This is a genomic window from Bacillus sp. FDAARGOS_1420 (assembly GCF_019344915.1).
Classification (GTDB): domain Bacteria; phylum Bacillota; class Bacilli; order Bacillales; family Bacillaceae_G; genus Bacillus_A; species Bacillus_A mycoides.
In genome coordinates this window covers 707084-729862 of record NZ_JAHWJB010000002.1, presented here as the reverse complement: position 1 = coordinate 729862, position 22779 = coordinate 707084, and the positions used below count along the sequence as shown (strand labels likewise).

26 protein-coding genes are annotated in these 22779 nt (G+C 36.6%); 1 reads left to right on the top strand and 25 read right to left on the bottom strand.

From position 1 onward, the window contains the following. Positions 1 to 10 precede the first annotated feature (10 nt). The 17 genes from I6L50_RS14080 to I6L50_RS14000 all read right to left on the bottom strand — a co-directional run bounded on the left by I6L50_RS14080 (position 11) and on the right by I6L50_RS14000 (position 15075). Positions 11 to 529 carry a YpoC family protein gene (locus tag I6L50_RS14080; protein WP_219301830.1) on the bottom strand — a complete coding sequence of 173 codons (519 nt, stop codon included), beginning with the start codon at positions 527 to 529 and terminating at the stop codon, positions 11 to 13. 3 nt (positions 530 to 532) lie between these two features. Further along, the gene (nth, locus tag I6L50_RS14075) at positions 533 to 1180 is read right to left on the bottom strand and encodes an endonuclease III (protein WP_002030794.1); all 648 of its coding nucleotides are present in this window, start codon (positions 1178 to 1180) and stop codon (positions 533 to 535) included. 15 nt (positions 1181 to 1195) lie between these two features. Continuing rightward, complete coding sequence (dnaD, locus tag I6L50_RS14070) at positions 1196 to 1903, bottom strand: DNA replication protein DnaD (protein ID WP_000728546.1); 708 nt, start codon at positions 1901 to 1903, stop codon at positions 1196 to 1198. Between the two features lie 121 nt (positions 1904 to 2024). Continuing rightward, complete coding sequence (gene aspB, locus I6L50_RS14065) at positions 2025 to 3212, bottom strand: aspartate transaminase AspB (RefSeq protein WP_219301829.1); 1188 nt, start codon at positions 3210 to 3212, stop codon at positions 2025 to 2027. 18 nt (positions 3213 to 3230) lie between these two features. Continuing rightward, complete coding sequence (locus tag I6L50_RS14060) at positions 3231 to 3734, bottom strand: cell wall elongation regulator TseB-like domain-containing protein (protein ID WP_219301828.1); 504 nt, start codon at positions 3732 to 3734, stop codon at positions 3231 to 3233. 7 nt (positions 3735 to 3741) lie between these two features. Beyond that, positions 3742 to 3912 carry a YpmA family protein gene (locus tag I6L50_RS14055; protein ID WP_002086589.1) on the bottom strand — a complete coding sequence of 57 codons (171 nt, stop codon included), beginning with the start codon at positions 3910 to 3912 and terminating at the stop codon, positions 3742 to 3744. 250 nt (positions 3913 to 4162) lie between these two features. After that, the gene (dinG, locus tag I6L50_RS14050; protein ID WP_113937063.1) at positions 4163 to 6967 is read right to left on the bottom strand and encodes an ATP-dependent DNA helicase DinG; all 2805 of its coding nucleotides are present in this window, start codon (positions 6965 to 6967) and stop codon (positions 4163 to 4165) included. Between the two features lie 130 nt (positions 6968 to 7097). Further along, positions 7098 to 7481: an aspartate 1-decarboxylase gene (gene panD / locus I6L50_RS14045; RefSeq protein ID WP_000490176.1), complete on the bottom strand. Its 384-nt coding sequence runs from the start codon at positions 7479 to 7481 to the stop codon at positions 7098 to 7100. 12 nt (positions 7482 to 7493) lie between these two features. Next, positions 7494 to 8342, bottom strand: a complete 849-nt coding sequence (gene panC / locus I6L50_RS14040) for a pantoate--beta-alanine ligase (RefSeq protein WP_002086591.1) — start codon at positions 8340 to 8342, stop codon at positions 7494 to 7496. After that, positions 8342 to 9178, bottom strand: coding sequence for a 3-methyl-2-oxobutanoate hydroxymethyltransferase (gene panB, locus I6L50_RS14035; protein WP_113937062.1), 837 nt, complete (start codon positions 9176 to 9178; stop codon positions 8342 to 8344). The genes panC and panB overlap by 1 nt, the downstream gene beginning before the upstream one ends. A gap of 342 nt (positions 9179 to 9520) precedes the next feature. Next, positions 9521 to 10501, bottom strand: a complete 981-nt coding sequence (locus I6L50_RS14030) for a biotin--[acetyl-CoA-carboxylase] ligase (RefSeq protein ID WP_002086594.1) — start codon at positions 10499 to 10501, stop codon at positions 9521 to 9523. Next, a complete protein-coding gene (locus I6L50_RS14025; RefSeq protein WP_219301827.1) occupies positions 10486 to 11679 on the bottom strand; it encodes a CCA tRNA nucleotidyltransferase in 1194 nt (397 codons plus the stop codon). The genes I6L50_RS14030 and I6L50_RS14025 overlap by 16 nt, the downstream gene beginning before the upstream one ends. Continuing rightward, positions 11666 to 12811, bottom strand: coding sequence for an N-acetyl-alpha-D-glucosaminyl L-malate synthase BshA (gene bshA, locus I6L50_RS14020; RefSeq protein ID WP_002086596.1), 1146 nt, complete (start codon positions 12809 to 12811; stop codon positions 11666 to 11668). The genes I6L50_RS14025 and bshA overlap by 14 nt, the downstream gene beginning before the upstream one ends. After that, the gene (gene bshB1, locus I6L50_RS14015) at positions 12808 to 13512 is read right to left on the bottom strand and encodes a bacillithiol biosynthesis deacetylase BshB1 (protein WP_002011848.1); all 705 of its coding nucleotides are present in this window, start codon (positions 13510 to 13512) and stop codon (positions 12808 to 12810) included. The genes bshA and bshB1 overlap by 4 nt, the downstream gene beginning before the upstream one ends. 11 nt (positions 13513 to 13523) lie before the next feature. After that, on the bottom strand, positions 13524 to 13919 hold the full coding sequence (gene mgsA / locus I6L50_RS14010) for a methylglyoxal synthase (RefSeq protein WP_000684753.1): 396 nt from the start codon (positions 13917 to 13919) through the stop codon (positions 13524 to 13526). Positions 13920 to 13933: 14 nt separating this feature from the next. Next, positions 13934 to 14734 (bottom strand): 4-hydroxy-tetrahydrodipicolinate reductase, encoded by an 801-nt coding sequence (gene dapB, locus I6L50_RS14005; RefSeq protein WP_219301826.1) that lies wholly within the window; start codon positions 14732 to 14734, stop codon positions 13934 to 13936. Then, positions 14731 to 15075 carry a nucleotide pyrophosphohydrolase gene (locus I6L50_RS14000; protein WP_002011846.1) on the bottom strand — a complete coding sequence of 115 codons (345 nt, stop codon included), beginning with the start codon at positions 15073 to 15075 and terminating at the stop codon, positions 14731 to 14733. Before I6L50_RS14000 ends, dapB begins: the two co-directional genes overlap by 4 nt. Before the next feature lie 503 nt (positions 15076 to 15578). On the opposite strand from I6L50_RS14000, the gene I6L50_RS13995 reads away from it, so the two are divergent. Next, positions 15579 to 16460 (top strand): YitT family protein, encoded by an 882-nt coding sequence (locus I6L50_RS13995; protein ID WP_219301825.1) that lies wholly within the window; start codon positions 15579 to 15581, stop codon positions 16458 to 16460. Positions 16461 to 16488: 28 nt separating this feature from the next. Here the strand turns inward: I6L50_RS13995 and I6L50_RS13990 are convergent, their stop codons facing one another. The 8 genes from I6L50_RS13990 to qcrA all read right to left on the bottom strand — a co-directional run bounded on the left by I6L50_RS13990 (position 16489) and on the right by qcrA (position 22752). Beyond that, positions 16489 to 17139, bottom strand: a complete 651-nt coding sequence (locus I6L50_RS13990) for a uracil-DNA glycosylase (protein ID WP_219301824.1) — start codon at positions 17137 to 17139, stop codon at positions 16489 to 16491. A 133-nt stretch (positions 17140 to 17272) separates the two neighbouring features. Further along, positions 17273 to 17953 (bottom strand): zinc metallopeptidase, encoded by a 681-nt coding sequence (locus I6L50_RS13985; RefSeq protein WP_002086606.1) that lies wholly within the window; start codon positions 17951 to 17953, stop codon positions 17273 to 17275. A gap of 105 nt (positions 17954 to 18058) precedes the next feature. Then, entirely contained in the window at positions 18059 to 18844 is a 786-nt protein-coding gene (gene ypjB, locus I6L50_RS13980; RefSeq protein ID WP_002141040.1) for a sporulation protein YpjB, read from the bottom strand. A 107-nt stretch (positions 18845 to 18951) separates the two neighbouring features. Then, entirely contained in the window at positions 18952 to 19638 is a 687-nt protein-coding gene (gene lit, locus I6L50_RS13975) for a lipoprotein intramolecular transacylase Lit (protein ID WP_002064533.1), read from the bottom strand. 25 nt (positions 19639 to 19663) lie between these two features. Further along, the gene (lhaT, locus tag I6L50_RS13970; protein ID WP_002086612.1) at positions 19664 to 20254 is read right to left on the bottom strand and encodes a lipoprotein heptaprenylglyceryl N-acetyltransferase LhaT; all 591 of its coding nucleotides are present in this window, start codon (positions 20252 to 20254) and stop codon (positions 19664 to 19666) included. 499 nt (positions 20255 to 20753) lie between these two features. Further along, on the bottom strand, positions 20754 to 21521 hold the full coding sequence (gene qcrC / locus I6L50_RS13960) for a menaquinol-cytochrome c reductase cytochrome b/c subunit (RefSeq protein ID WP_002011836.1): 768 nt from the start codon (positions 21519 to 21521) through the stop codon (positions 20754 to 20756). A gap of 43 nt (positions 21522 to 21564) precedes the next feature. Further along, positions 21565 to 22239, bottom strand: coding sequence for a menaquinol-cytochrome c reductase cytochrome b subunit (qcrB, locus tag I6L50_RS13955; RefSeq protein WP_000932700.1), 675 nt, complete (start codon positions 22237 to 22239; stop codon positions 21565 to 21567). Then, positions 22240 to 22752 carry a menaquinol-cytochrome c reductase iron-sulfur subunit gene (qcrA, locus tag I6L50_RS13950; RefSeq protein ID WP_002135282.1) on the bottom strand — a complete coding sequence of 171 codons (513 nt, stop codon included), beginning with the start codon at positions 22750 to 22752 and terminating at the stop codon, positions 22240 to 22242. Positions 22753 to 22779 lie beyond the last annotated feature (27 nt).

Genomic DNA, 22779 nt, shown 5'->3' with positions numbered 1-22779 from the left:
TCGGTTTCTCTTATTGAGAAATCGACTTCTTTTTTGTTATCATTTTCTTTACATATAGCTTTTCTATTTCGATATACAACTGTACTAATTGAATATACGAATGGTAATTACTCGGTTTCTTTATAATAAATGAATATCGCTCCATAAAGTTAACAGGTTGTACTTCCAATTTATTCGTATTTACTTGCATCTCATTCAAACTATGAACAGGCTGCTCATTTAACCAATATATAACCGATAGAAAGTGCGCTGCAAAAAGAATCATCGGACCCTCAGCTTCTTGTTTTTTTCTGTTCCGAAATAGTATAGCAATTTCTTCATGCTTGCTTTTCCATATATTTAACACCGCTGGAATACTTGTTTCAATTTCATTCCATGGTTCATATTGTCTTTCAATATCAAATATAAAGTAAGTATTTTGTATTATTTCTTCAAAAGATTGGTCTGTGTCATACGTAATCGAATTTGCACTCTCTTTAAAAAATGGTACGCACCGAAACTCTTTCGGTATTTCTATAACTCGCTCCATCCTTTATTTCCCCTTCATTCGTTTCTTTCCTTCACGACATATTTCTAGTAATCGACACTCTTCACATTGTGGTCGCTGCGCCTTACAGTAATAACGTCCGAAGAAAATCATACGGTGGTGTGTAACTCCCCACTCATCCATTGGAATTTTCTTCATCAATGTCTTTTCCACTTCTAACACAGAATCTTTCCATCTACAAATCGCTAACCGTTTACTCACTCTCTCTACATGCGTATCAACAGCAATCGCTGGAATCCCAAATGCTACCGAAACAACTACATTCGCTGTCTTTCTCCCTACTCCTGGTAATTTCGTCAGCTCATCACGGTCTTCTGGAACTTTCCCGTTATAATCATCTAGTAACATCCGGCACAATTTTTGAATATTTTTCGCCTTATTTCTAAACAATCCAATGGAACGTATATCTTGTTGTAATTCTTCTAAAGACACACTTAAATAATCTTCTGGTGTTTTATATTTTTGAAATAAGTTTTTCGTCACCTTATTCACAAGTACATCTGTGCATTGTGCAGATAATGCCACTGCGATTACAAGTTCAAATGGATTATCATGAATTAATTCACAATGCGCTTCTGGATACATATCCGCCATTGTATCTAAACAATAACGAATTTGCGTTTTGTTCAACATATCTTTCCTCCTACACTACTGCTCCAACCAATTATAAAAAGGCACTTTCCCAGTAAATTTCGTCTCTTGTTTTGTCGTTTGTTGTGTGCGTTGTTGATTCGCTCTAAATTTCTGGCCTTGATTTTGCGCTTGATCTACCGTTTTAATTCCGTTCTTTTTCCACTCAAACAAAATACGATCAATATACCGGAAATTAAGTTTACCACTCATAACAGCTTCACGAAGAGCCGCTTGAATTAAATTCGGATGGTGTTGATCTTGATCTTCCCACATCCCTAATGTTTCACATTCAAATGGCGAAAGTGGTCTTCCGAATTCTTTTTCAAATACTGTATATAAATTTACTTGAATTTGTTTTTGTTCTTTTTGCTCTTCCTCTATAGATTCATTCATTAAAAAGTGCAATATTTTTTCCCACAGTGGTTGTAAAGAATAACTTTCACACATCATCGCTTCAGATCTTCGTCCACCTTCTAGTGCTAAAAAACCTTTTTGGATTAAAGTCTGAATCACTTCCATGCATTTCATTTCTGTTATCGTCATCCGTTCTGAAATCTCCGAAGGAGTCGGGAACGAATTACCTGATTCTAAAAATGTGTGTACATGAAGTACTACCATAAATTCCGTCTCATTTAAACCTAGCTTTTTATAATGCATCATAAGCAATTTAGGAATCGCTATGCTTCCCTGTTCAAACCATTGTAACATCATTTTCTTTTTCATCACCAAACACCTCGTTCTCTAGTATAACACACCTTTAGCCATTTCTTTTTGCCACAATTCGTCAAAAAAACCTCCCTATATATAGGGAGGTTTTTTGCCATTTACTACAAGAAACAGACGATTAAGCCTGTACTTTACTTTTCATGAACGTATGAATTCGTTCTAATGCTTTCTCAACTTGCTCAAGAGATGTCGCATACGATAATCGAACGTTATTTGGTGCACCAAATCCTGTACCTGGAACAAGAGCCACCTTTTCTTCTTCTAATAATGCTTTTGCCCACTCATCAACTGTATCATACCCAGCTAACGCTACGGCTTCTTTTACATTTGGGAATAAGTAAAAAGCACCTTGTGGCTTAATACAAGTGAAACCAGGAATTTGAATTAATTTATCATAAATAATGTTCAATCTTTCTTCAAACGCTTGACGCATTGTTTCTACAGGTTCTTGTGAGCCTGCATATGCAGCAATTGCACCGTATTGAGCAATTGAAGTAGGGTTTGACGTACTATGACTCGCTAAGTTCGTCATCGCTTTAATAAGCTGCTTATTTCCTGCTGCATATCCAATACGCCAACCTGTCATAGAATGTGATTTAGATACACCATTAATAATAAGTGTTTGTTCTTTTAATACATTAGAAAGCTGGGCAATTGAAGTATATTCCGCGTCACCATAAATTAATTTTTCATAAATCTCATCTGAAACGATTAAGATATCACGCTCTAAACATACTTCTCCAAGCTGTTGTAATTCTTCTTTGCTGTAAATCATCCCTGTTGGATTGCTCGGTGAATTAATAATAACAGCTTTCGTTTTCTCTGTAATTGCCTCACGCAGCTGCTTTGCTGTAATTTTGTACTCATTGCCTTCTAGACCTTCTACATAAACTGGCTTACCACCAGCAAGCTTTACTTGCTCAGGATAACTTACCCAATAAGGAGTTGGGATGATAACTTCATCTCCTTCATCAAGTAACACTTGGAATAATGTATATAATGCATGCTTGGCACCATTACATACAATAATTTCAGATGGATCATACGCAATTCCTTGATCACGAGTAAACTTCTTCACAATTTCTTGTTTTAACGCTTGTAATCCACCTGTTGGTGTATATTTCGTATGTCCTTCTAACATCGCTTTATGCGCAGCATCCATAATATGTTTTGGCGTATTAAAGTCAGGTTCTCCTGCTCCTAATCCAATTACATCATGACCTTCTGCTTTTAATGCTTGTGCCTTTGCTGTAATTTCTAAAGTTGCAGATGGTGTTAAAGCAGCTACTCGCTTTGCTAATTTCATTTGTAGTTCCCCCTACATCTATTTTTCAATGCTGTAGTGTCCAGCATAAACCCCATTTTGAAACTCTAAATAGTAATACGTATAACGATCTTCCTGATCAATATATGTAATTTCCCACAATGGAATATCGTTTTGAGCACCTAATTTTACTTTTATAATTTCTTTTGGTTTCGGCTTCGGCTCAGCACCTTCTCCTGTAGCTTGTTCAGCCAATTTTTGCAAAACTTCTTTTTTAGAAATACCTTCGCTCTTTTTCTTCACAAGGACATTTCCTTTTTTATCAGGCACCCAAACGATAAGTTGTTCTCCTTTTTCATCTGTACCTTGTACGACTGTATATGAAGATTTTCCATTATAATAATCAACAGTATTTACCTTTGTAAGCTTTGCCTTTTCTTTCGCAATTTCTACAGACTTTGACTCTTTTGGAATTTTCTTTTCCATCGCTTTATTATAAACATATGCCCCATATATTCCACTAGCAACGATAACGATAATGATTGTAAAGATCCACTTTTTCATTGTATCACTACGTTCTGTAAATCGTAAATACAGCTGTTTCTTTATCTTTTTCGTCTAATGCTAATCCGAACATGAGGTCCTGCTCTTTTAACGTACGATTCAAACCATCAACAATTTTATACAAGTCAGACGAATATTTAATACGCGTCGTTGATAGGACTTCGATTTTCTTATCCATGAAAAAACTCCTCCGTTACACAAAAATTTCTAATTATAGAAGAACGCAATGCGGTTACAATAAGAGTACATTCTTTACAACCCCTGCTTCATCACCCATCTATTATAGCAGGACATGTACAGCAAAAAAAGGTTTCAAATCGAAAAGCAATATATTTTGTATACAAGAAGTAAGAAAAATAAAATTCCTCCTACCCACATTTTTTACGCCTGAAGTTTAAATGTACTTCAGGCGTATTTTTCTTCCAATTTTATTCATTTGACGATTCTTCTAACTGTACTAACAATTCTTCTAACGGTCCTTCATAGAGCGGTACAGTTGGGATTGATTGTAAAAATCGTTTTCCATAAGAAGAACTTGTCAAACGACGATCTAATACAAATACAGTTCCCGTATCTGTATTTGTTCTAATAAGACGACCAAACCCTTGTTTGAAACGCAAGATTGCTTGTGGGAGCGCCAACTTATCGAATACGTCTTCTCCTTGATTTTTTAACCACTCTCCTTTTGCTTCCATCATCGGCTGATGAGGAGGGGTAAAAGGCAGACGGACAATGACAAGACAACTCAGAGCATCTCCAGGTATATCTATCCCTTCCCAAAAACTACTTGTTCCTAACAAAATCGATTTGTCGAACTCCTGGAATTTGCGGATTAGACGACTTCGGCTCTTATTATTCACACTTTGCGTTAATAATAAATATCCTTCTAATGTCTCATCATTTTTCAAATTCGTATACGCTTCTTTCAACATTTCATACGAAGTGAATAAAACGAGCATTCTACCTTTTGTAGCTTTCGCTATTTTCGCAATATGTGCCGATATAGACTCAATATATTCTTCATTACTTGCTTTCTTAATAAAAGGTACATCCGTTGAAACCATTAATTTCATTTGCTCTTCAAAACGGAATGGTGATGGAACCTTTAATGTATTGGGAGCAAAATCATGTAAACCTAGCTCCTCTTTTATATAGTCGAATGAATCATTAACTGTTAACGTTGCTGATGTGAAAATAACACTCTTTTTCTGGGTTAAAAATTCATCAGCAAATCTTTCACCAATATGAACAGGCTGCGCATATAGAACTGTTGAATGAATCGTTCCCTTCGTTTCAGTCTCCATCCATGTCACGTATGAATTTTTTTCTAAAATGAGTAATTGTAAAGATTGTGCCATCTTTCTCAACAACTCAATTAAATGCATAAATTCACCTGTAACGACATGCATCTCCCATTCTAATTTACTTTGCAATATTTCAACTTGCTTCTCAAGTGTAGTCAATAACTTTCTTACATCATACACAAATCGATTTGTTAACTCGGTAATGCTATCCCATAACTTACCTTTCTCTACTTCCGTGTTATATCGATAAATGAGTGGCATATTGCTCATCCCTTGTTCCTGCTTTGTTTGTTTAAATACGAAAGTCCGTAACATTTGAAATAGTTCATCCGCATCAAATTTCAATTCCTTCAAACTATGACTCACCATACGGAAAGTCGAACGCGATGCTTGCTCTGATTTTTTCATCATTTTATATACTTTAGAAAGTACATCATCTGTTTCTAGCGTACCAAGACGAGATAAAGCTACTTGAAAATACATGCATGAGAACTGTTCACCTAATGTTCTACTCGCCGCTTCCTCGATATGATGAGCTTCATCAAAAATAATATGTTCACATGAAGCAAATAGTGGTTCTTCACTTGAAAAATCTTGAAATAATAACGCATGATTTGTAATAACGATATCTGCAAATAATGCTTTATTCTTTGCTCTTTGATAAAAACAACGACTATACCAGTTGCTTTGCATCCCGCCTGGACTATGTACATCACTACAAATACGGTTCCAAAGTAACTTGCCGCCCTCAGGAATATTTAATTCATCACGATCGCCAGTTTCCGTTTGCAATAACCACACTAAAATTTTTGCTTTTGTGAGCGCCATATCATAATTTTTCTCTTCCTCTTGCAAAGCATATTCAAATTTATGTAGACACAGATAATGCTTTCTTCCTTTCAGAAGAGCTACTTCAAATGAAAATGGCATTATTTTCTTTAATAAAGGAATTTCTTTTTCTAGTATTTGTTGTTGCAATTGTACAGTTTGTGTACTTATAATGACAGGTTCTTCTTTTTTCTTTGCGAAATAAATACTTGGAAGTAAATATGCAAGCGTCTTCCCCGTACCTGTTCCTGCTTCAATCAGTGAAAACCTAGAATCTCTTAGCGCTGTATATATTTCCTTCATCATAATCTGTTGGCTTTCTCTTTTTTCAAACTTTGGCATATTCAATTCAAGTTTATCGATTGTCTTATGTAAGAAAGCATCAAATTTAGATGAGTATATTTCACTGAGGCTTAAAGAATAATTCCGCTTTCGAAGCGCAATATTTCGATACACCTCATAATCCTCTGCATCTTCTTTACCATGCATCATTTTCTTTAAAATATTTTCAGAAAGTACATCAGCTATATCACTTTGGAAAACATCACTTAATTCATAAAGCGATTGTAATGTGACAAGTGGTAACTTTTCAATTTCACTTAAAAATTGTAAAAACAACTCCGCTGTTGCAAGAGCATCACTATCCGCACGATGTGGTTGATCGTGCTCTAGTTCATGCTGCTTAGCTAAATCACGTAATTTATAACTATCAGCTGTCGGCAAAAGAATTTGCGCCAATTCAACTGTATCAATTTTAGGACAATGTACTTCTGTATATCCAGCCTGCCTTAATTCTTCATTTAAAAAATTCCAATCAAAGTGAACGTTATGTGCAACAAAAGCCGCACCTTGTAATAGCTCAACAATCATCGGGGCTACATCTCGAAATAACGGGGCTTGTTTTACAAGATCTTCATCAATCCCAGTTAATTCTGTAATAAATAGGGGAATCTCTCTCTTCGGATTAATAAAAGATGAAAAAATCTCTAATATCTCTCCATCTTCCACTACAACAGCTGCAATTTGGGTGATTTTATCCTTCCCATCCTTCCAGGAGTTCCCTGTCGTCTCTAAATCAACAACGACATAACGCTTACTCATATATGTAACACCTCAATTTCTTACCTATCAAACACAAAAATTATATAATGTTACTATACCACGTTTTACCTCATCTTAATGAAAAGATGCACAAAAAAGCTATCTCCTTAATTAGAGATAGCCTTCCTACTTATAATATCGTGCCAGCTTTTTCAGCACCTAACATTTCAATAATTTGATTATCATCGTCTAATACTGCAATTTTCGGCTCTTGTTTATGAATATTTTCTTCTGCCACTAAACCATAGCAAATAATAATAACTTTATCACCCGGTTGTACAAGCCTTGCAGCTGCACCATTTAAACACACAACACCGCTACCGCGCTCTCCTTTAATAACATATGTCTCTAAGCGAGCTCCATTGTTGTTATTTACAATTTGTACTTTTTCATTTTCTACAATATTTACCGCATCCATTAAATCTTCATCAATTGTAATACTACCTACATAATTTAAATTTGCTTCTGTTACAGTTGCACGATGTAACTTCGCTCTCATCATTGTGCGAAACATAGATGCTCCCCCTTATTTCCCCATTAATGTTATATTGTCAATTAATCGTACATTTTCAAACTTAACTGCAATCGCTAAAATGATTCTTCCTTCAATTTTATTTATTGCTTTTAAAGAAGGATATGCATATAAATCAGCATAATCTACAGTGCCTTTCGTATACTTCTCAATATGCTCTTTCACAAGATTCATAATGATTTCCGGATTACGTTCGCCTGCCTCAATTCGTTCTTTCGCTATACATAGACTGCCGTATAAATGAGGAGCCTCTTCACGTTCTTCTAGTGATAAATACACATTACGAGAACTTTTCGCTAATCCATCTTCTTCCCTTACAATATCAACTGGTACGATCGTAACGGGAATATTAAAATCAGTTACGAATCCTTCAATTACAGCTACTTGCTGTGCATCTTTCATACCGAAATAAGCACGCGTTGGCAATGTAATATTAAATAGTTTCATTAGTACAGTCGCAACACCAGCGAAATGACCAGGTCTTTGTTTGCCACATAATACGTCGGTACGCTTCACAACTTCTACTGTTGTCGTTTGTTCTGCTGGATACATCTCTTCTACACTCGGATAAAATAAATAATCAACACCATTTTCTTTTGCTACATTTTCATCTCTATCAATATCACGTGGGTATCGATCTAAATCTTCATTTGGTCCAAATTGTAGTGGATTTACAAATACACTTAAAACTACAATTTCATTTTCTTCCCTTGCCTTACGTAGTAACGTAGCATGCCCTTCGTGTAAATACCCCATCGTTGGAACAAAACCGATACTTTTTCCACTTGCATGCAGTTCGTTTGTAATTTGCTGCATCTCTTGCACTGTAGTTATGATTTTCATTATTGTTTTCCTCCGTATAACGCTAAGCACTCTTCCTCTTTCATTGTGAATGAATGTTTTTCTTCAGGAAATTGCCCTGTCTTTACTTCAGTAACGTATTGCGAAATCCCTCGCACAATCTCCTCTTGAACAGACGTATATTGCTTCACAAATTTCGGAACACGATTTACGCCGTACGAGATAAGATCGTGGTATACAAGAACTTGCCCATCTACTTTTTGTCCTGCTCCAATTCCGATTGTAGGAATTGTTAACTGCTCTGAAATAAGTTCTGCTAATTGCATTGGCACACATTCTAGCACAAGTGCTATCGCACCAGCTTCCTCACATTTCTTTGCATCTTCTATTAATTTTTTTGCACTTTCAGCATCTTTCCCTTGTACTTTATACCCACCTAGCACTCCTACAGATTGAGGAGTTAAACCTAAATGCGCCACAACGGGAATTCCCGCATTCGTTAAGTAGTGAATAGTTGATATAACTTCTCCAGCACCTTCTACCTTTAATGCATGTGCCCCGCTCTCTTGAACAATGCGACGTGCATTAATCATCGTATCTTGCAATGAGACATGATAAGACATAAATGGCATATCAGTTACAATAAACGTCTCTTTCGCTCCGCGGCGTACAGCTTTCGTATGATGAATCATATCCTCTACTGTTACTGGAACTGTTGAATCATACCCAAGTACAACCATTCCTAGAGAATCACCCACTAAAATCATATCGACTTTAGCTTCTTCTGCTAATTTAGCAGATGGATAATCATACGCCGTTAGCATTGTAATCGGCTCACCTTGCTCTTTCATTTTCAAAAAATCTGTTGTTGTTTTCAAAAACTACTCCTCCTTTATGCAGGAGAGAGGAGATGGCCGAAATCATATAAAAAACCCCTCTGGCCATAAAAGGGCAGAAGGGTTGTGTGTTAGTCGGCATTATTCATCCCTCTGTCCCAGTCCGTTATTGGATCAAGGCAGAATCCAAATTATTATTTTTTCATACTGCGTAAAATAATGGTGCAGTTCGCTTTGATACTGCCCATATTCGAACTAATTATAGCAAACTCTGAAAAGGAATTGCTACATTTTTTCGAAAAAATAATTTTCTATCCCTATTACGGTATGTGAAATTTATTAGTATCTAAATGACAAAAAGAAGCTCCAAAATAGGAACTTCTTTTACTTAATTTCTATATCAGCAGAATGAATGTGGTGCACTTGTCCTTGATGATCCTCAAGTAACAATACACCATCCTCCGTAATTCCTTTTGCTAGCCCATTAATAGTTTCCTTCATCGTTCGAGCTGTAATTTCTTTTCCGATACTTACTGCGTAACTTTCCCAAAGAATTTTAATAACAGAGAAGCCATTTTTTAAATACTCTTCATACAATTTCTCTAGTTGCAAGAAAATTTGTTGCATAAGTTCCGCACGAACAATCGGCTTACCCGATTCAATTGCTAATGAAGTTGCAATTTGCTGAATTTCCTCATCAAAATGTTCTTGTTTCTGATTTGCATTAATGCCAATTCCCATAATAACAGCATTAATTTTATCTGGATCAGCTTGCATCTCCGTTAATATACCGACAGCTTTTTTACCTTGAATTAAAATATCATTCGGCCATTTAATCCCTACGTTTACACCGGTACATTTTTCAATTGCTTGCGCTACGCTAACAGCTGCTAATAAAGTAAGCTGTGGTGCATGATGAACTGGAATCGAGGGCCGCAAAATAATACTCATCCAAATTCCTGTTCCTTTTGGGGAATACCATTTTCTACTTAAACGTCCTCTACCTGCTGTTTGTTCTTCAGCAACGACAATTGTTCCCTCTTCTGCGCCTTCATAAGCAAGTCTCGCTGCAATATGCTGAGTAGACTCAACCGATTCTTCAAAATAAACCGTTCTACCGATACGCTCTGTTTGTAATCCTAATTGAATCTCATTCGCAGTTACTTTATCTGGTTTACTAGCAATTCGGTACCCTAAGCGGCGTACAGCTTCTAGTTCATACCCTTCATTACGAAGGTCCTCCATATGCTTCCATACAGCGGTTCTCGAACAACCAAGTTTGTCACTAAGTATTTGACCAGATACAAATGCACCATCTGCTTCAGAAAAAACTTGTAATAACTGCTTTCTTATAGTAGATTGCATCTTTGTAGCCACTCCCTTATATCCTCTTTCTTATTAACTAAATCTCCTTGTACGATTGCTTCTTCAATATTTTGAAGCATTTCGGCAACCCACGGACCTGGCTTTTTATCTGTCCAGCTTAATAAATCATTACCAGTCACATTCATTTCTTGACGATTTTTTATCGGCAATGCATGAAATAATGATTGTACCTGCTTAACAGACGCACTATTATAACTTTCTATTATCGCTTCATATACTCTTTCCGCCATCTCAGCGATGCGAATCCCAGTTTTATAAAGAAGGATTGTATCCCACTCCTTCTCCTTTCTAGAACGAATTGCTAATATAACCGCTACGATATCTTTAATCTTTTTATTCGAGAACTTCCATTGACGCAAAAAGACAGATGGATGCTCTTCTCCGATACAATATAAGAAAAATGCCCACGCCTCAACGTCTGTTTCAAAAGAATCCCATTTATACTGCGTAGCTTTCAAGAGTCTTTCTTCTGACATTTGCAAATATGGCAGATGAGAAAATAGCTTCGTTTCTACTAACTCTTGAAGACCATTCACACAATATGCACCGGTCAACAATTTTTCAAATTCAACTGTAATTCTTTCAATCGCTATATGTTCGAGCAAATGCCCATACGTTTCAATTGCTTGTTTCGTCTTTATTTCCAAAGAGAAACCTAACGTACTTACGAACCGAATACCACGCATCATTCGCAGTGCATCTTCTTGAAAACGGTCTGCAGCATCTCCAACCGTTGTAATTTCCTTCAGACGAATCGCTTCTTTCCCAGCAAATAAATCCACCATTTCGCCTTCCTCTGTCATTGCAATTGCATTCATCGTGAAATCACGTCGTTTTAAATCCTCTTCTAATGAACGGACAAATTGAACACTACTAGGTCTTCGAAAATCTTCATATTCGCTTTCTGTTCGAAAAGTAGTTACCTCATACGGTTCACCATTTTCTACAACAATTACAGTTCCATGCTCAAGACCAACCGGAACATTTCTTGGGAAAATAGCCATTACTTCTTCTGGTAAAGCAGATGTTGCGATATCGATATCTCCAATCGGTCTATCGATAATAAGATCGCGTACACTTCCACCAACGAAGTAAGCCTCATGTCCGCGCTGTTTTAACATCTCAATAATTGAACTAGCTTTTTTAAATCTTTCCATTCTTGTCATCCCTTAGTATGTCATAATAAATCGCCTCATACTGTGAAACGATTTTTTCCGAACGAAACTGCTCATATACAGATTTCATCGCTCGCTCTCCCATATTACGGTGAAGTTCTTCATTTTCTAGTAGCTGAATTGCTTGCTTAGCTATTCCGTCTGTATCTCCAACTTCACATATATATCCTGTTTCACCATGTTGAATGACCTCTGGAATGCCCCCAACCCTCGTTCCGATACTAGGCACACCACACGCCATCGCTTCTAATATAACAAGACCAAAACTTTCCTTTTCTGATAAAAGTAGCATTAAATCACTCATCGCAAGAAGCTCTGCAACATTATCTTGCTTTCCTAGGAATAAGACACGTTCCTCAATATGTAAACTTTTCACCAATTGTAAAATAGTACAGAACTCTGGTCCATCACCAACAAGAAGCAATTTCGCATCTACTTCCTTTACAATTTTGGCAAATGACTGCACAACATCCTGTACACGCTTAACCTTTCGGAAATTTGAAATATGAATCAACACTTTTTCATTTTCTCGTATACCATATTCTTTTTTTAATTGCGACATATCACGTTTGAAATAAACACGTTCATCTACAAAATTGTATACCGTCTCAATTTCTTTATCTGGTTTTACAAGTTCATTTGTTTCTTCAATTAACGAATGTGACACAGCTGTAACAACATCAGATTGTTCAATACCAAAGCGAATTAAATTATTTAACGAAGGGTCGGAACCTAACACAGTAATATCCGTTCCATGTAAGGTCGTAACAATTTTAATACGCTCCCCAATCATTTGTTTTGCTAAATATGCACAAATAGCATGAGGGATTGCATAATGCACATGTAAAATATCAAGGTTTTCTCTTTGAGCAACCTCTGCCATTTTACTCGCTAATGCTAAATCGTAAGGTGGATATTGAAAAACAGAATATTGATTTACTGTTACTTCGTGAAAATAAATATTCGGGTACACTTTATTCAACCGAAATGGTACACCCGATGTAATAAAATGAATTTCATGCCCGCGTTCCGCCAATTGCTTTCCTAACTCTGTCCCAACAACCCCAGAACCACCTACAGAAGGATAACATGTAATACCTATTTTCAATTTCATTTACATCCCCCTATTAAATCAGCATGTAATAAAACCGGTTTCTTACTCATAAATCCTTCGGCATACAGCACTCCAACTTCTTTCCCAAACATCTTCTCCCGAGCGATTACAGTTTCAACGTATCCTTCGGTTAATGGCGTCTTAACACCATCACTCCCTGTTGAAAACTGACTTTCATACGCTTCTAACGCTTCCACCTTTTTAGAAAGGTATTCACTAATATCTATACAAAAATTCGGTTTATGAAAACCATTAATCATATAATTATAAAAAGACTCTACACGGTGCGGCGGAAGTTCAGGCATATATTTACGAATTCCCGCTGAAAAGATAGCTTCTTCCACAAGTTTCGCGCAATTAGCATGGTCTGGATGACGATCTTCGTAGTATGGTGCGAAAATTAGTGTTGGTTTATATGTACGAATAATCTTTACAATTTCACGTATATATTCTTCTTTCATATACAAACCACGGTCTGGCATTGCTAAATTAATTCTCGTTTTTACTCCCATAATACGAGCTGCAGCCTTTGCTTCTTCTTTTCTTAGTTCTACCGTTCCATTTGAAGAAAGATCAGCTTCTGTTAAATCGCAAATGCCTACTTCATATCCTTGCTTCGTATACTTTGCAATGGTACCTGCCATGCCGATTTCAACATCATCGGCATGAGCACCAAACGCTAATATATGTAATCCACTCATAATTGTTCCCCTCATTTTCTTAACTTTCGGTAATCTAAATCTCCCCGCTCTAATGCATGCATTAGCATTTCAGCACTTGCCATATTTGTTGCTAATGGGATGGCGTATACATCACATAAACGAAGTAACGCATTAACATCTGGTTCATGCGGCTGGGCTGTTAGTGGATCCCGGAAAAAAATCACCATATCCATCTCATTTTTTGCAATCATTGCACCAATTTCTTGATCTCCACCAAGAGGACCGGATTGATATCTTGTTACAACTAAACCAGTTGCCTCCATAATACGAAGTCCTGTCGTTCCTGTTGCAAAAAGTTCATGTTTTTCAAAAATTGGTTTATATGCGTATGCGAACGAAACCATATCATCTTTCTTTTTGTCATGTGCGATTAAGGCAATTTTCATCCGTTGTCTCCCCTTTAGTCGATAATATTTTCTAAACCGTACACAAGATGATCAAGGTTCATTACTGTTTCAATTGATAGTTTTACACCTGACATAAATGATGCACGGTTGAATGAATCATGACGAACAGTTAACATTTGTCCATCTCCGCCGAACATTACTTCTTGGTGTGCAATAAGCCCTGGTAGACGTACGCTATGAATGTGAATACCGTCTACATTTGCACCACGTGCCCCTTCTAATTGTTCCGTTTCATTAGGATGCCCTTGCTCTTTTGGTACACGATTTTGACGGATTAATTCTACTGTTTTTACAGCTGTACCAGATGGTGCGTCTAACTTTTGATCATGGTGTAATTCAATTACTTCAACATCTTGGAAGTACTTCGCTGCCATTTGAGAGAACTTCATCATAAGTACTGCACCAATCGCAAAGTTTGGAGCGATAATTGTTCCTACTTCTTTTTCTTCTGCATTTTCTGTTAATTGCTTTAGTTCTTCTTCAGTAAATCCAGTTGTACCAATAACTGATCGAAGTCCACGTTCAACTGCAAGTGTCACATGTTTCTTTCCAATTTCTGGTGTTGTTAAATCTAACAATACATCTGCTTCTATTTCATCTAAACAAGTATGTAAATCCGCGTAAATAGGTGCATCTAGCGCTGGCATTCCCGGTAAATCAGAAATTTTTTCTCCGCCATGCTTATAATCAATTGCTGCTACTAAATTGAAATGCGCTGTTCTTTCCATAAGAAGGACTGCTTCATATCCCATGCGTCCTCGTGGTCCAGCGATAATTACTTTAATTTCTTTCATGCGTCTTTCTCTCCCTCATCAATACGTGTCCAACGATCTTTATCACGTGTATTAAATTTATTCATTACAATGTTATGCGCTGTTTCTAAATCAATATTTAAACTATTTGCCATACAAATCATAACAAATAAAACATCTCCAAGCTCTTCCTCAACACTTCGTTCTTTCTCAGTCGTTTTCTTTGGTTTCTCACCATAATAATGATTAACCTCTCTTGCAAGCTCTCCCATTTCTTCAGTTAAACGAGCCATCATTGCAAGCGGACTAAAATAACCTTCTTTAAATTGACCGATATATGCATCTACTTCTTTCTGCATATCTTTCATCGTTTTTGCTTCCATACTAGTCACCTCTTATTCCTTCCTCTTTCATGTTAGCCAATTCATCGCGATTTGACAAATATTATTCCCCGCCAAACACCTATTTGCGACCCTTTTTTAGATAGAATATAATAAAGTGAAACTTTCTTTTGCGATCTTCGCAAAAGATTAGTTGAACCAATCGGGTTCCTACGGCTGGTTTGTCCTTCTTCAGAGCTTTATCTCCTACCAGCCGTTGGAACGGGGTAAGGTGAAACTTCTTTTGCATGCTTTTCGCAAAAGATTAGTTGAACCAATCGGGTTCCTACGGCTGGTTTGTCCTTCTTCAGAGCTTTATCCCCTACCAGCCGTTGGAACGGGGTAAAGTGAAACTTTCTTTTGCGGTTTTTGCAAAAGATCAGCCCGAACCAATCGGATTTTTGTAGCCTGCACTATTTTTACTAACAACTAGAAATAACTTATTATTATGTCCTACCGTTTAAGTGGAGCACTTCCAATCATTACGTAACTAGGGGGATTTCTATATGAAAGCAAACTTGAAGATTCGAAATATCATTTTCATTTTAATCGGTTCCGCTATTTTTTCTTTCGGTATTGTGAATATCAATATTGAAAACCATCTTGCAGAGGGTGGATTTACCGGCATTACGCTATTATTATATTTTAAATTTTCACTTGATCCTTCCTATACAAACTTAATTTTAAACGTCCCTCTATTTTTCATTGGCTGGAAATTACTCGGTCGAACAACATTTTTATACACATTAATCGGTACATTTAGCGTATCTTTATTCCTATGGATTTTCCAGCGCTACGAGGTTCTCAACTTACATTTAAACTTGCAAAATGATATGACACTGGCTGCTTTATTCGCTGGGGCATTTATCGGTATTGGACTTGGAATTATATTCAAATACGGCGGGACTACTGGCGGTGTTGATATTATCGCAAGACTGGCTCACAAATATGTTGGCTGGAGTATGGGAAAAACGATGTTTATGTTTGATGCCGTCGTTATCATTATCTCTATTCTTACATATTTATCATATCGCGAGGGCATGTATACGTTAGTTGCTGTATTTATCGGGGCTAAGGTTATTGATTTTATGCAAGAAGGAGCTTATGCAGCAAAAGGAGCAACTATTATTTCTGATAAAAACGATGAAATTGCTGCAAAAATCTTATCCGAAATGGAGCGCGGAGCAACCTTTTTAAAAGCAGTTGGATCCTATACGAAAGTTGAACGAAATGTACTATATTGTGTTGTTGCAAAAAACGAAATCGTGAAATTAAAAAATATCATTATTTCAGTAGATCCTCACGCCTTTGTTGCTGTAAGTGATGTACATGATGTCGTCGGCGAAGGATTTACACTAGATGAAAATAAAAATCCGTTACATAATTAAATTCAACTAGAAAAGCTCTTTAGCTTTTCTAGTTTTTTATTACATATCTTTTAAGTTTCTCCAAATCCTCATAAATGAGCTCCAATAAACTCCGATTATAGAAAATAGAAGCTGGATGAAAGGTCGGAAAAATATGATATTCTTTTTCTGACCAAATAAATTCTGTACTGCTGCTATCTTTCAATCGCTGCACAGGTTGCTTTAACAATTCTCCATGAACATCCGTAATTTTATTATTTTTACCAACTAAACGCTGTAATGCAATATTACCAAGTGTGACAATAACCGGCTGCTGTATAAATTCCAGTTCATAATCTAGCAAAGGTGCATGGGCAAGTATCTCACCTTGATTCGGTGTTCTATTGTACTTCTTCTGTATTATTTCGCCATTTCGTTCCCTTTTCTCTCTCCATTTATAAGGTCTACTCCGGACCGCACTCGTAATATATACTTCTTCCCTTGTAACGTGAATACGTTCTAAAAATTCCATTAAATGTTTTCCCGCTCTCCCACTAAATGGAATCCCATTATGAATTTCTGTTTCACCAGGTGCTTCTCCAACAAGCATTAATTTCGGGTTTTTAGGGCCCTGTCCACTTAAAAAACCTTCTAATTGGTATGTAGCACTACGCTCCTTCACTTGTTTAACTAAATAATATGGATATTCTATGTCCGTCACCTTCTTTCATCATTCCATACTTATCTTTATTTTAACTAGTTCTATACCCCATATTCTCTCTATTATTTCCATTTGTAACATATTATAAGATTCAATCCACAAAACAAAAAAAGACTATCAAAATTGATAGTCTTTAATCGTCGCTACGCTGCATACCAGTATAAATTAATACGAGACGTAATAATTCAAATACTGCTACAGCTGCTGCTGCTACATATGTTAATGCTGCCGCATTTAATACTTTACGAGCTTGACCGTACTCATCTGTTGATACGATACCAAGTGCTTCAATTTGTTGCATTGCGCGTTTTGATGCATCAAACTCAACTGGTAATGTAACAAGTTGGAAAATAACACCTGCTGCCATTAAAATAATTCCTAGTAACAACAAACCAGACATTTGTGCAAATACACCAATTAGGACAAAAACCCATGACATGTTTGAACCAAAATTAGCAACTGGCACTAACGAATGGCGTACACGCATAAAGTTATAATCTTTCGCATCTTGAATTGCGTGTCCTACTTCATGTGCTGCTACAGCTGTACCAGCAACTGAATGACCATAATAGTTATCTGTCGATAATCTAACCGTCTTTACACGCGGGTCATAATGATCTGACAAATGACCTGGCGTTTCTTCTACGGCTACATTGTACAATCCATTTTCATCTAAAATTTTTCGAGCCACTTCCGCTCCTGTCATACCTGATGTTGAATAAACTTGTGAATACTTGCTATAGGCACTACGTACTTTTGACTGTGCATACAACGGTATGATCAAAATGATCGCGAAGTAAATTAAATAAAACATCATAAACCTCCATTGAAGTTTTAATTATAGTACTTCTCATTCTATTTTTTTCTTCCACCGTTGTCAATAAATAAACCTTACAATCCGTATCTTTATTTATGCGTATTATCTATCTTTAGAATGCAAGTTGCTTCTCCGCTTCTCTCTCTCCCCTTTATACTTTCTCCATCCAACATACGTTAAAGTGAACAAAATAAGTCCTCCAGTAATTGTCATAAACCAAATGAGAGAGGGAGCAATCTCATCTTTTTTTACTGTATGAAATATTTTTTGCAAATCACCTTTAATAATCCCTAGTTGCATTTGTCCACCTTTCGTTTTTAACATAACGTTACGAAATTCATCCAAATAAGATAAATGTGCATTTACACGCTGCGCTTCGTTTTCTGGCAGAGCAATCATTAAACTAGGATAAATAATATTAAATTCATTTAAAAATGTATTTAGCGTCTGTTGGAACTGTCCATCATCTTCTTTTTCCATCGCCTTTTCTACTTGAGAAAAAGCATTCATTATCTTTCTTTCTCTTTCCATCCAAAGTGGCTGATATTTAGATACTTGTGCATCAACAGCAAGTTGTAACGCTAACATATTATCCACTTTAACTTGCCTATCTGAATCTTCCGCGAGAGATTGTTTCGCCTTATCGTATGCTAAAGAAACGACTCTAATTTGTCCCGGAGTTACTTTTGAATTATTTTCATTCTCCTTTGATAGAAATTGCTCTGAGAAATGGTACAGTACTTGTATTGCCTTTTCATCTTCTTTTTTCTTCACTAACTGCAAAGAGTCATCTAGCAATCCAGTTAGTTCACTCCACTCTTCAGCATATATACGTACTGGAAACATTATAATTAGAAATGCTATCAGTCCAATTAATGTTCTCTTCATCCCGGTCCCCCCTATAACTACTAGTACAAAATATGTGGAATTGGACAAGAATAGAACAGAACAAAACCAAAAAATATATTATCTCTATGAAAACAAAAAAATTCTCTTTAAACAGAGAATTTTTTCTTTGAAACCCTTTTCTTTTTCACTAAATATTTATACACACCGTAACAAAGCATGCTACCACCTAAAATCAATAATAAAATAATACATGCAGCATGCATAAAGAATTCTTCCGGTAACATTAAAATAACCGGATCTGTTTCAATATCAAACATCCAATAATCATTGCTAAATAAAAGCTTATGAAATAATACGAAACTCTTTTCAAAATTAATAGCAATTGGTAACGTAAGAGCTATTGGAAAAATAATTGTAAGAATCGCTCCGTGAAGTAAAAACTTTTCTTTTTTCTTTTTTAATAAATACGCTCCTCCTAATACAGCAATTACAATCGTTCCATACATTATATATTGAATCTTTACTAAAATATTTTTAACATCTACAAAATGAATGCGTCCATTTGTGGACATATCTAATGTCGGCAATTGTAATGCACCTTCATAAAACGGCGATAAATATGTAATAAGCACATCATAGTTTCTCTTAATTTCATCTTTCGTCATATCCGCTAAATCTGGAATATTTAAAAAATCAATTTCAAAATAATACAACCATTTTCCATATACAACTACCGTTGTCGCGAGAGCGAAAACAGAAAATGCTATGCTATAGGAAACTACTAAAGTGATCAATCGATCCAATATGTTTATACCGCTCTTATTTTTCTTCATTTTCTCCCCCTAAATGTCCTCACCATCATAAAGAAAACTGTTTTCGGTTCTCACGTAAGCAATAATAATATGTAATACACAGTACAGCAATACTTAACCAAAACGTAAAATAACCAATTTTCTCTACAAACAAATGCATAATCCCATATCTCGGCATTTGCCAAAATAAATAATCAATTGCATCATTATGTAATGTCCATATGCCAGCTACAGTGAAGTGCCATTTTTTTATCCGATAAAACGGAGCATATAACATTCCCTGCACTGCCATCGCAAAATGAGATAACATTAACATATATCCCATAAGGCCAATAGGGCCTTTTACATAAATCATAATTGCATTTACAACAACAGCCCAAACACCATATTTTATTAAAGTAACTATCGCTAGCGCTTCTATTAACCCCCAGTTCTTCTTCATCAAAAAAGCAATTAAAACAAAGACAAAAAAGAGAGTCGCCATAGGGCTATCTGGTACAAACGGCCAAAATATAGGTGAGGTTTCTTTTAATTGATTTCCATACCATATGAATCCGTAAATTGTACCTAATATGTTAACAACCAATAAAAATAATAGTACCGAACGTTGCCTTAACATTGCATACAAGTAAGCCAAGCTGTATGTCCAACACCTTTCAAACAAAGTAATTCTTTCATCGAACTCTACTCTATTATATAGTAAACTTTCCGTCATCGTAGAGTAGAAAACTGAAACAGGTTAAATTTTCTTTAGGGATGGCTTTGCTATCCCTTTTCTGTTTCAGCTTCCCCTCATCAAACCGTACGTGAGGTTTTCCCTCATACAGCTTTCCGATGCTCTTCCTTCTTTAGCTTTCAGTTTGTTCTAGCTTCCTACTTTCACGAGTGTGTATGTTATTTTCTACATCAAGTCCTTGATACGACCATGTTTCTTTTCTTATTCCAGAAAAGGTTAAGCCGTTCTAAGACGTACCAATTTATTTTACCGAGCCACTTCTGTCCAATTGAAGATAGGCTATAATAATTTTTGAATCCTTGTAGAATTCTATTTAAACCTTTCACCATCAAACAGTGCCCAGCTTAGCTGGGCACGCAAAATAAAAAGCTGACCACAGATTTTGTAGTCAGCTTTTCTATTATTTTTTATTATACTTTGCAACGAATTCCGAAAGCTTTTTCAGTTCCTCATCTGTACCTTTAAATACACCTTTAGGCATTGAACCTTTTCCATCTTTCGCAATTTTAGCGATTTCTTCTGGTTTTAAAGTTAAGTTTTGCAAAGCCGGTGCTGCCGCTCCGCCCTGTAAATTGTCACCATGACATGTTAAACAAGTATTTTTTTGCATCAACTTGTAGCCGTCATCATTTTTATCAACTGGTGCTGTTTTTACAATTGCTCCTTGTTTTTTTGCAGCTTCCCAATCGTGGTGTGCTACAGATTCCCAAGTTAAAAAAATAATCGATGCAATTGCTAAAAGCATAAACCCCGTTGCTACAGGACGCTTCAATGGTGCTCTTTCTGGGCCTCGATCTAGAAACGGAGCTAATAGTAACGCTCCAAACGCAATCCCCGGCATAATAAACGCACCAATTACAGTAAATGAGCCTGAAGCATACGAATACTTTAATAACTGATACAAGAATAAGAAATACCAATCTGGAAGTGGTATATATCCTGCATCTGTAGGATCCGCCATTCTCTCAAGCGGTGACGGATGCGCCACTGTTAAACATAAATAACCGACTAAAAAAACTGCACCAACCATCCATTCTTTTAACAAGAAATTCGGCCAAAACGCTTCTGTTTTCCCTGGATATTCAGAATAATCTTTCGGAATATTTGGTTTCCGGGCTACTGGTACCCGAGAATCTCCTACAAACTTCATCCCTTTGCCGCGATGCATAATCTCCCTCCTTTTGTTCTTTCCCCTTTAATTTAGCAATCTCTTATAGCGGACCGGAAATACCTTGTTTGCGAATCATGATGAAGTGGAAGGCCATTAAACCTAGAAGTGCTGCTGGTAAGAAGAAGACGTGAATAGCAAAGAAGCGAGTTAATGTTTGAGCGCCAACGATTTCGGAATGACCAGCGAGTAATGTTTTAATATAAGGACCAATGAGCGGCGTTTGCTCTGCAATTTGAATCCCTACTTTCGTAGCAAATAACGCTTTCATATCCCACGGTAATAAATATCCGGTAAAACCAAGACCTAACATAACAAAGAAAATAAGAACACCAACAATCCAGTTTAACTCACGAGGCTTTTTATACGCACCTTGGAAGAAAACTCTGAGTGTATGTAAAAACATCATTACAATTACGAGACTAGCGCCCCAGTGATGCATACCACGAACAATTTGTCCGTAAGCTACTTCATTTTGTAAATAATAAACCGACTCCCAAGCATTTTTAATATCCGGCACATAATACATCGTCAAAAACATTCCGGACAAAATTTGAATTACAGTAACGAAAAAGGTAAGTCCTCCAAAGCAATAGACGAATGCAGAAAAGTGATGTGCCGGGTTAACATGCTCAGGTACTTCATGATCAGCGATATCACGCCATATCGGTGTAATATCTAAACGTTCGTCTACCCAATCATAAATTTTATTTAGCATCTACTTTGCACCCCCTCTTGGCTTCGCTTTTCCTAAATACAGCGTTCCATCTTTCACTTTAGACTCGTACACATCAAGCGGAGCAAGAGGCGGTGTGCCTTTAATGTTCATCCCATCTTTTGTGTAACGTCCCCCGTGACACGGGCAAAAGAATTGATTAGGATGTGCTTTGTCCGAATTCCAGTTCACTGTGCAACCTAAATGTTTACATACTGGAGAAAACGCAACAATTTCTCCACTTTCATCTTTATGCACCCAAGCAGATTTTGGCTCTTCAGACTTGTACCATCCGTCAACCTGCTTCACCTTAAAATCGAAGCGCTTCGGCTCTGTTGTAATATCCTTTACTTGCCCAACAGCAACCATATCTGTTCCCGCTTCTTTTCTTAACACCGGATCAAGCGCAAACCTCGTCATCGGCAGTAAAATACCCGCCGCCATAAAGCCTCCTACCCCTGTAAGTGTGTAATTTAAAAACTGTCTTCTTGACACACGATGTTCTTTCTCGCTCACGAAAATTTCCCCCCTCTATCAGAAATT

Bases quoted from the DNA above. Each gene is read 5' to 3' on its own strand.
- I6L50_RS14080 (WP_219301830.1), bottom strand. From the start codon at position 529: ATGGAGCGAGTTATAGAAATACCGAAAGAGTTTCGGTGCGTACCATTT.
- nth (WP_002030794.1), bottom strand. From the start codon at position 1,180: ATGTTGAACAAAACGCAAATTCGTTATTGTTTAGATACAATGGCGGAT.
- dnaD (WP_000728546.1), bottom strand. From the start codon at position 1,903: ATGAAAAAGAAAATGATGTTACAATGGTTTGAACAGGGAAGCATAGCG.
- aspB (WP_219301829.1), bottom strand. From the start codon at position 3,212: ATGAAATTAGCAAAGCGAGTAGCTGCTTTAACACCATCTGCAACTTTA.
- I6L50_RS14060 (WP_219301828.1), bottom strand. From the start codon at position 3,734: ATGAAAAAGTGGATCTTTACAATCATTATCGTTATCGTTGCTAGTGGA.
- I6L50_RS14055 (WP_002086589.1), bottom strand. From the start codon at position 3,912: ATGGATAAGAAAATCGAAGTCCTATCAACGACGCGTATTAAATATTCG.
- dinG (WP_113937063.1), bottom strand. From the start codon at position 6,967: ATGAGTAAGCGTTATGTCGTTGTTGATTTAGAGACGACAGGGAACTCC.
- panD (WP_000490176.1), bottom strand. From the start codon at position 7,481: ATGTTTCGCACAATGATGAGAGCGAAGTTACATCGTGCAACTGTAACA.
- panC (WP_002086591.1), bottom strand. From the start codon at position 8,342: ATGAAAATCATAACTACAGTGCAAGAGATGCAGCAAATTACAAACGAA.
- I6L50_RS14030 (WP_002086594.1), bottom strand. From the start codon at position 10,501: ATGCAATCTACTATAAGAAAGCAGTTATTACAAGTTTTTTCTGAAGCA.
- I6L50_RS14025 (WP_219301827.1), bottom strand. From the start codon at position 11,679: ATGGAAAGATTTAAAAAAGCTAGTTCAATTATTGAGATGTTAAAACAG.
- bshA (WP_002086596.1), bottom strand. From the start codon at position 12,811: ATGAAATTGAAAATAGGTATTACATGTTATCCTTCTGTAGGTGGTTCT.
- bshB1 (WP_002011848.1), bottom strand. From the start codon at position 13,512: ATGAGTGGATTACATATATTAGCGTTTGGTGCTCATGCCGATGATGTT.
- mgsA (WP_000684753.1), bottom strand. From the start codon at position 13,919: ATGAAAATTGCCTTAATCGCACATGACAAAAAGAAAGATGATATGGTT.
- dapB (WP_219301826.1), bottom strand. From the start codon at position 14,734: ATGAAAGAAATTAAAGTAATTATCGCTGGACCACGAGGACGCATGGGA.
- I6L50_RS14000 (WP_002011846.1), bottom strand. From the start codon at position 15,075: ATGGAAGCAAAAACGATGAAAGATATGCAGAAAGAAGTAGATGCATAT.
- I6L50_RS13995 (WP_219301825.1), top strand. From the start codon at position 15,579: ATGAAAGCAAACTTGAAGATTCGAAATATCATTTTCATTTTAATCGGT.
- I6L50_RS13985 (WP_002086606.1), bottom strand. From the start codon at position 17,953: ATGTTTTATTTAATTTACTTCGCGATCATTTTGATCATACCGTTGTAT.
- ypjB (WP_002141040.1), bottom strand. From the start codon at position 18,844: ATGAAGAGAACATTAATTGGACTGATAGCATTTCTAATTATAATGTTT.
- lit (WP_002064533.1), bottom strand. From the start codon at position 19,638: ATGAAGAAAAATAAGAGCGGTATAAACATATTGGATCGATTGATCACT.
- qcrC (WP_002011836.1), bottom strand. From the start codon at position 21,521: ATGCATCGCGGCAAAGGGATGAAGTTTGTAGGAGATTCTCGGGTACCA.
- qcrB (WP_000932700.1), bottom strand. From the start codon at position 22,239: ATGCTAAATAAAATTTATGATTGGGTAGACGAACGTTTAGATATTACA.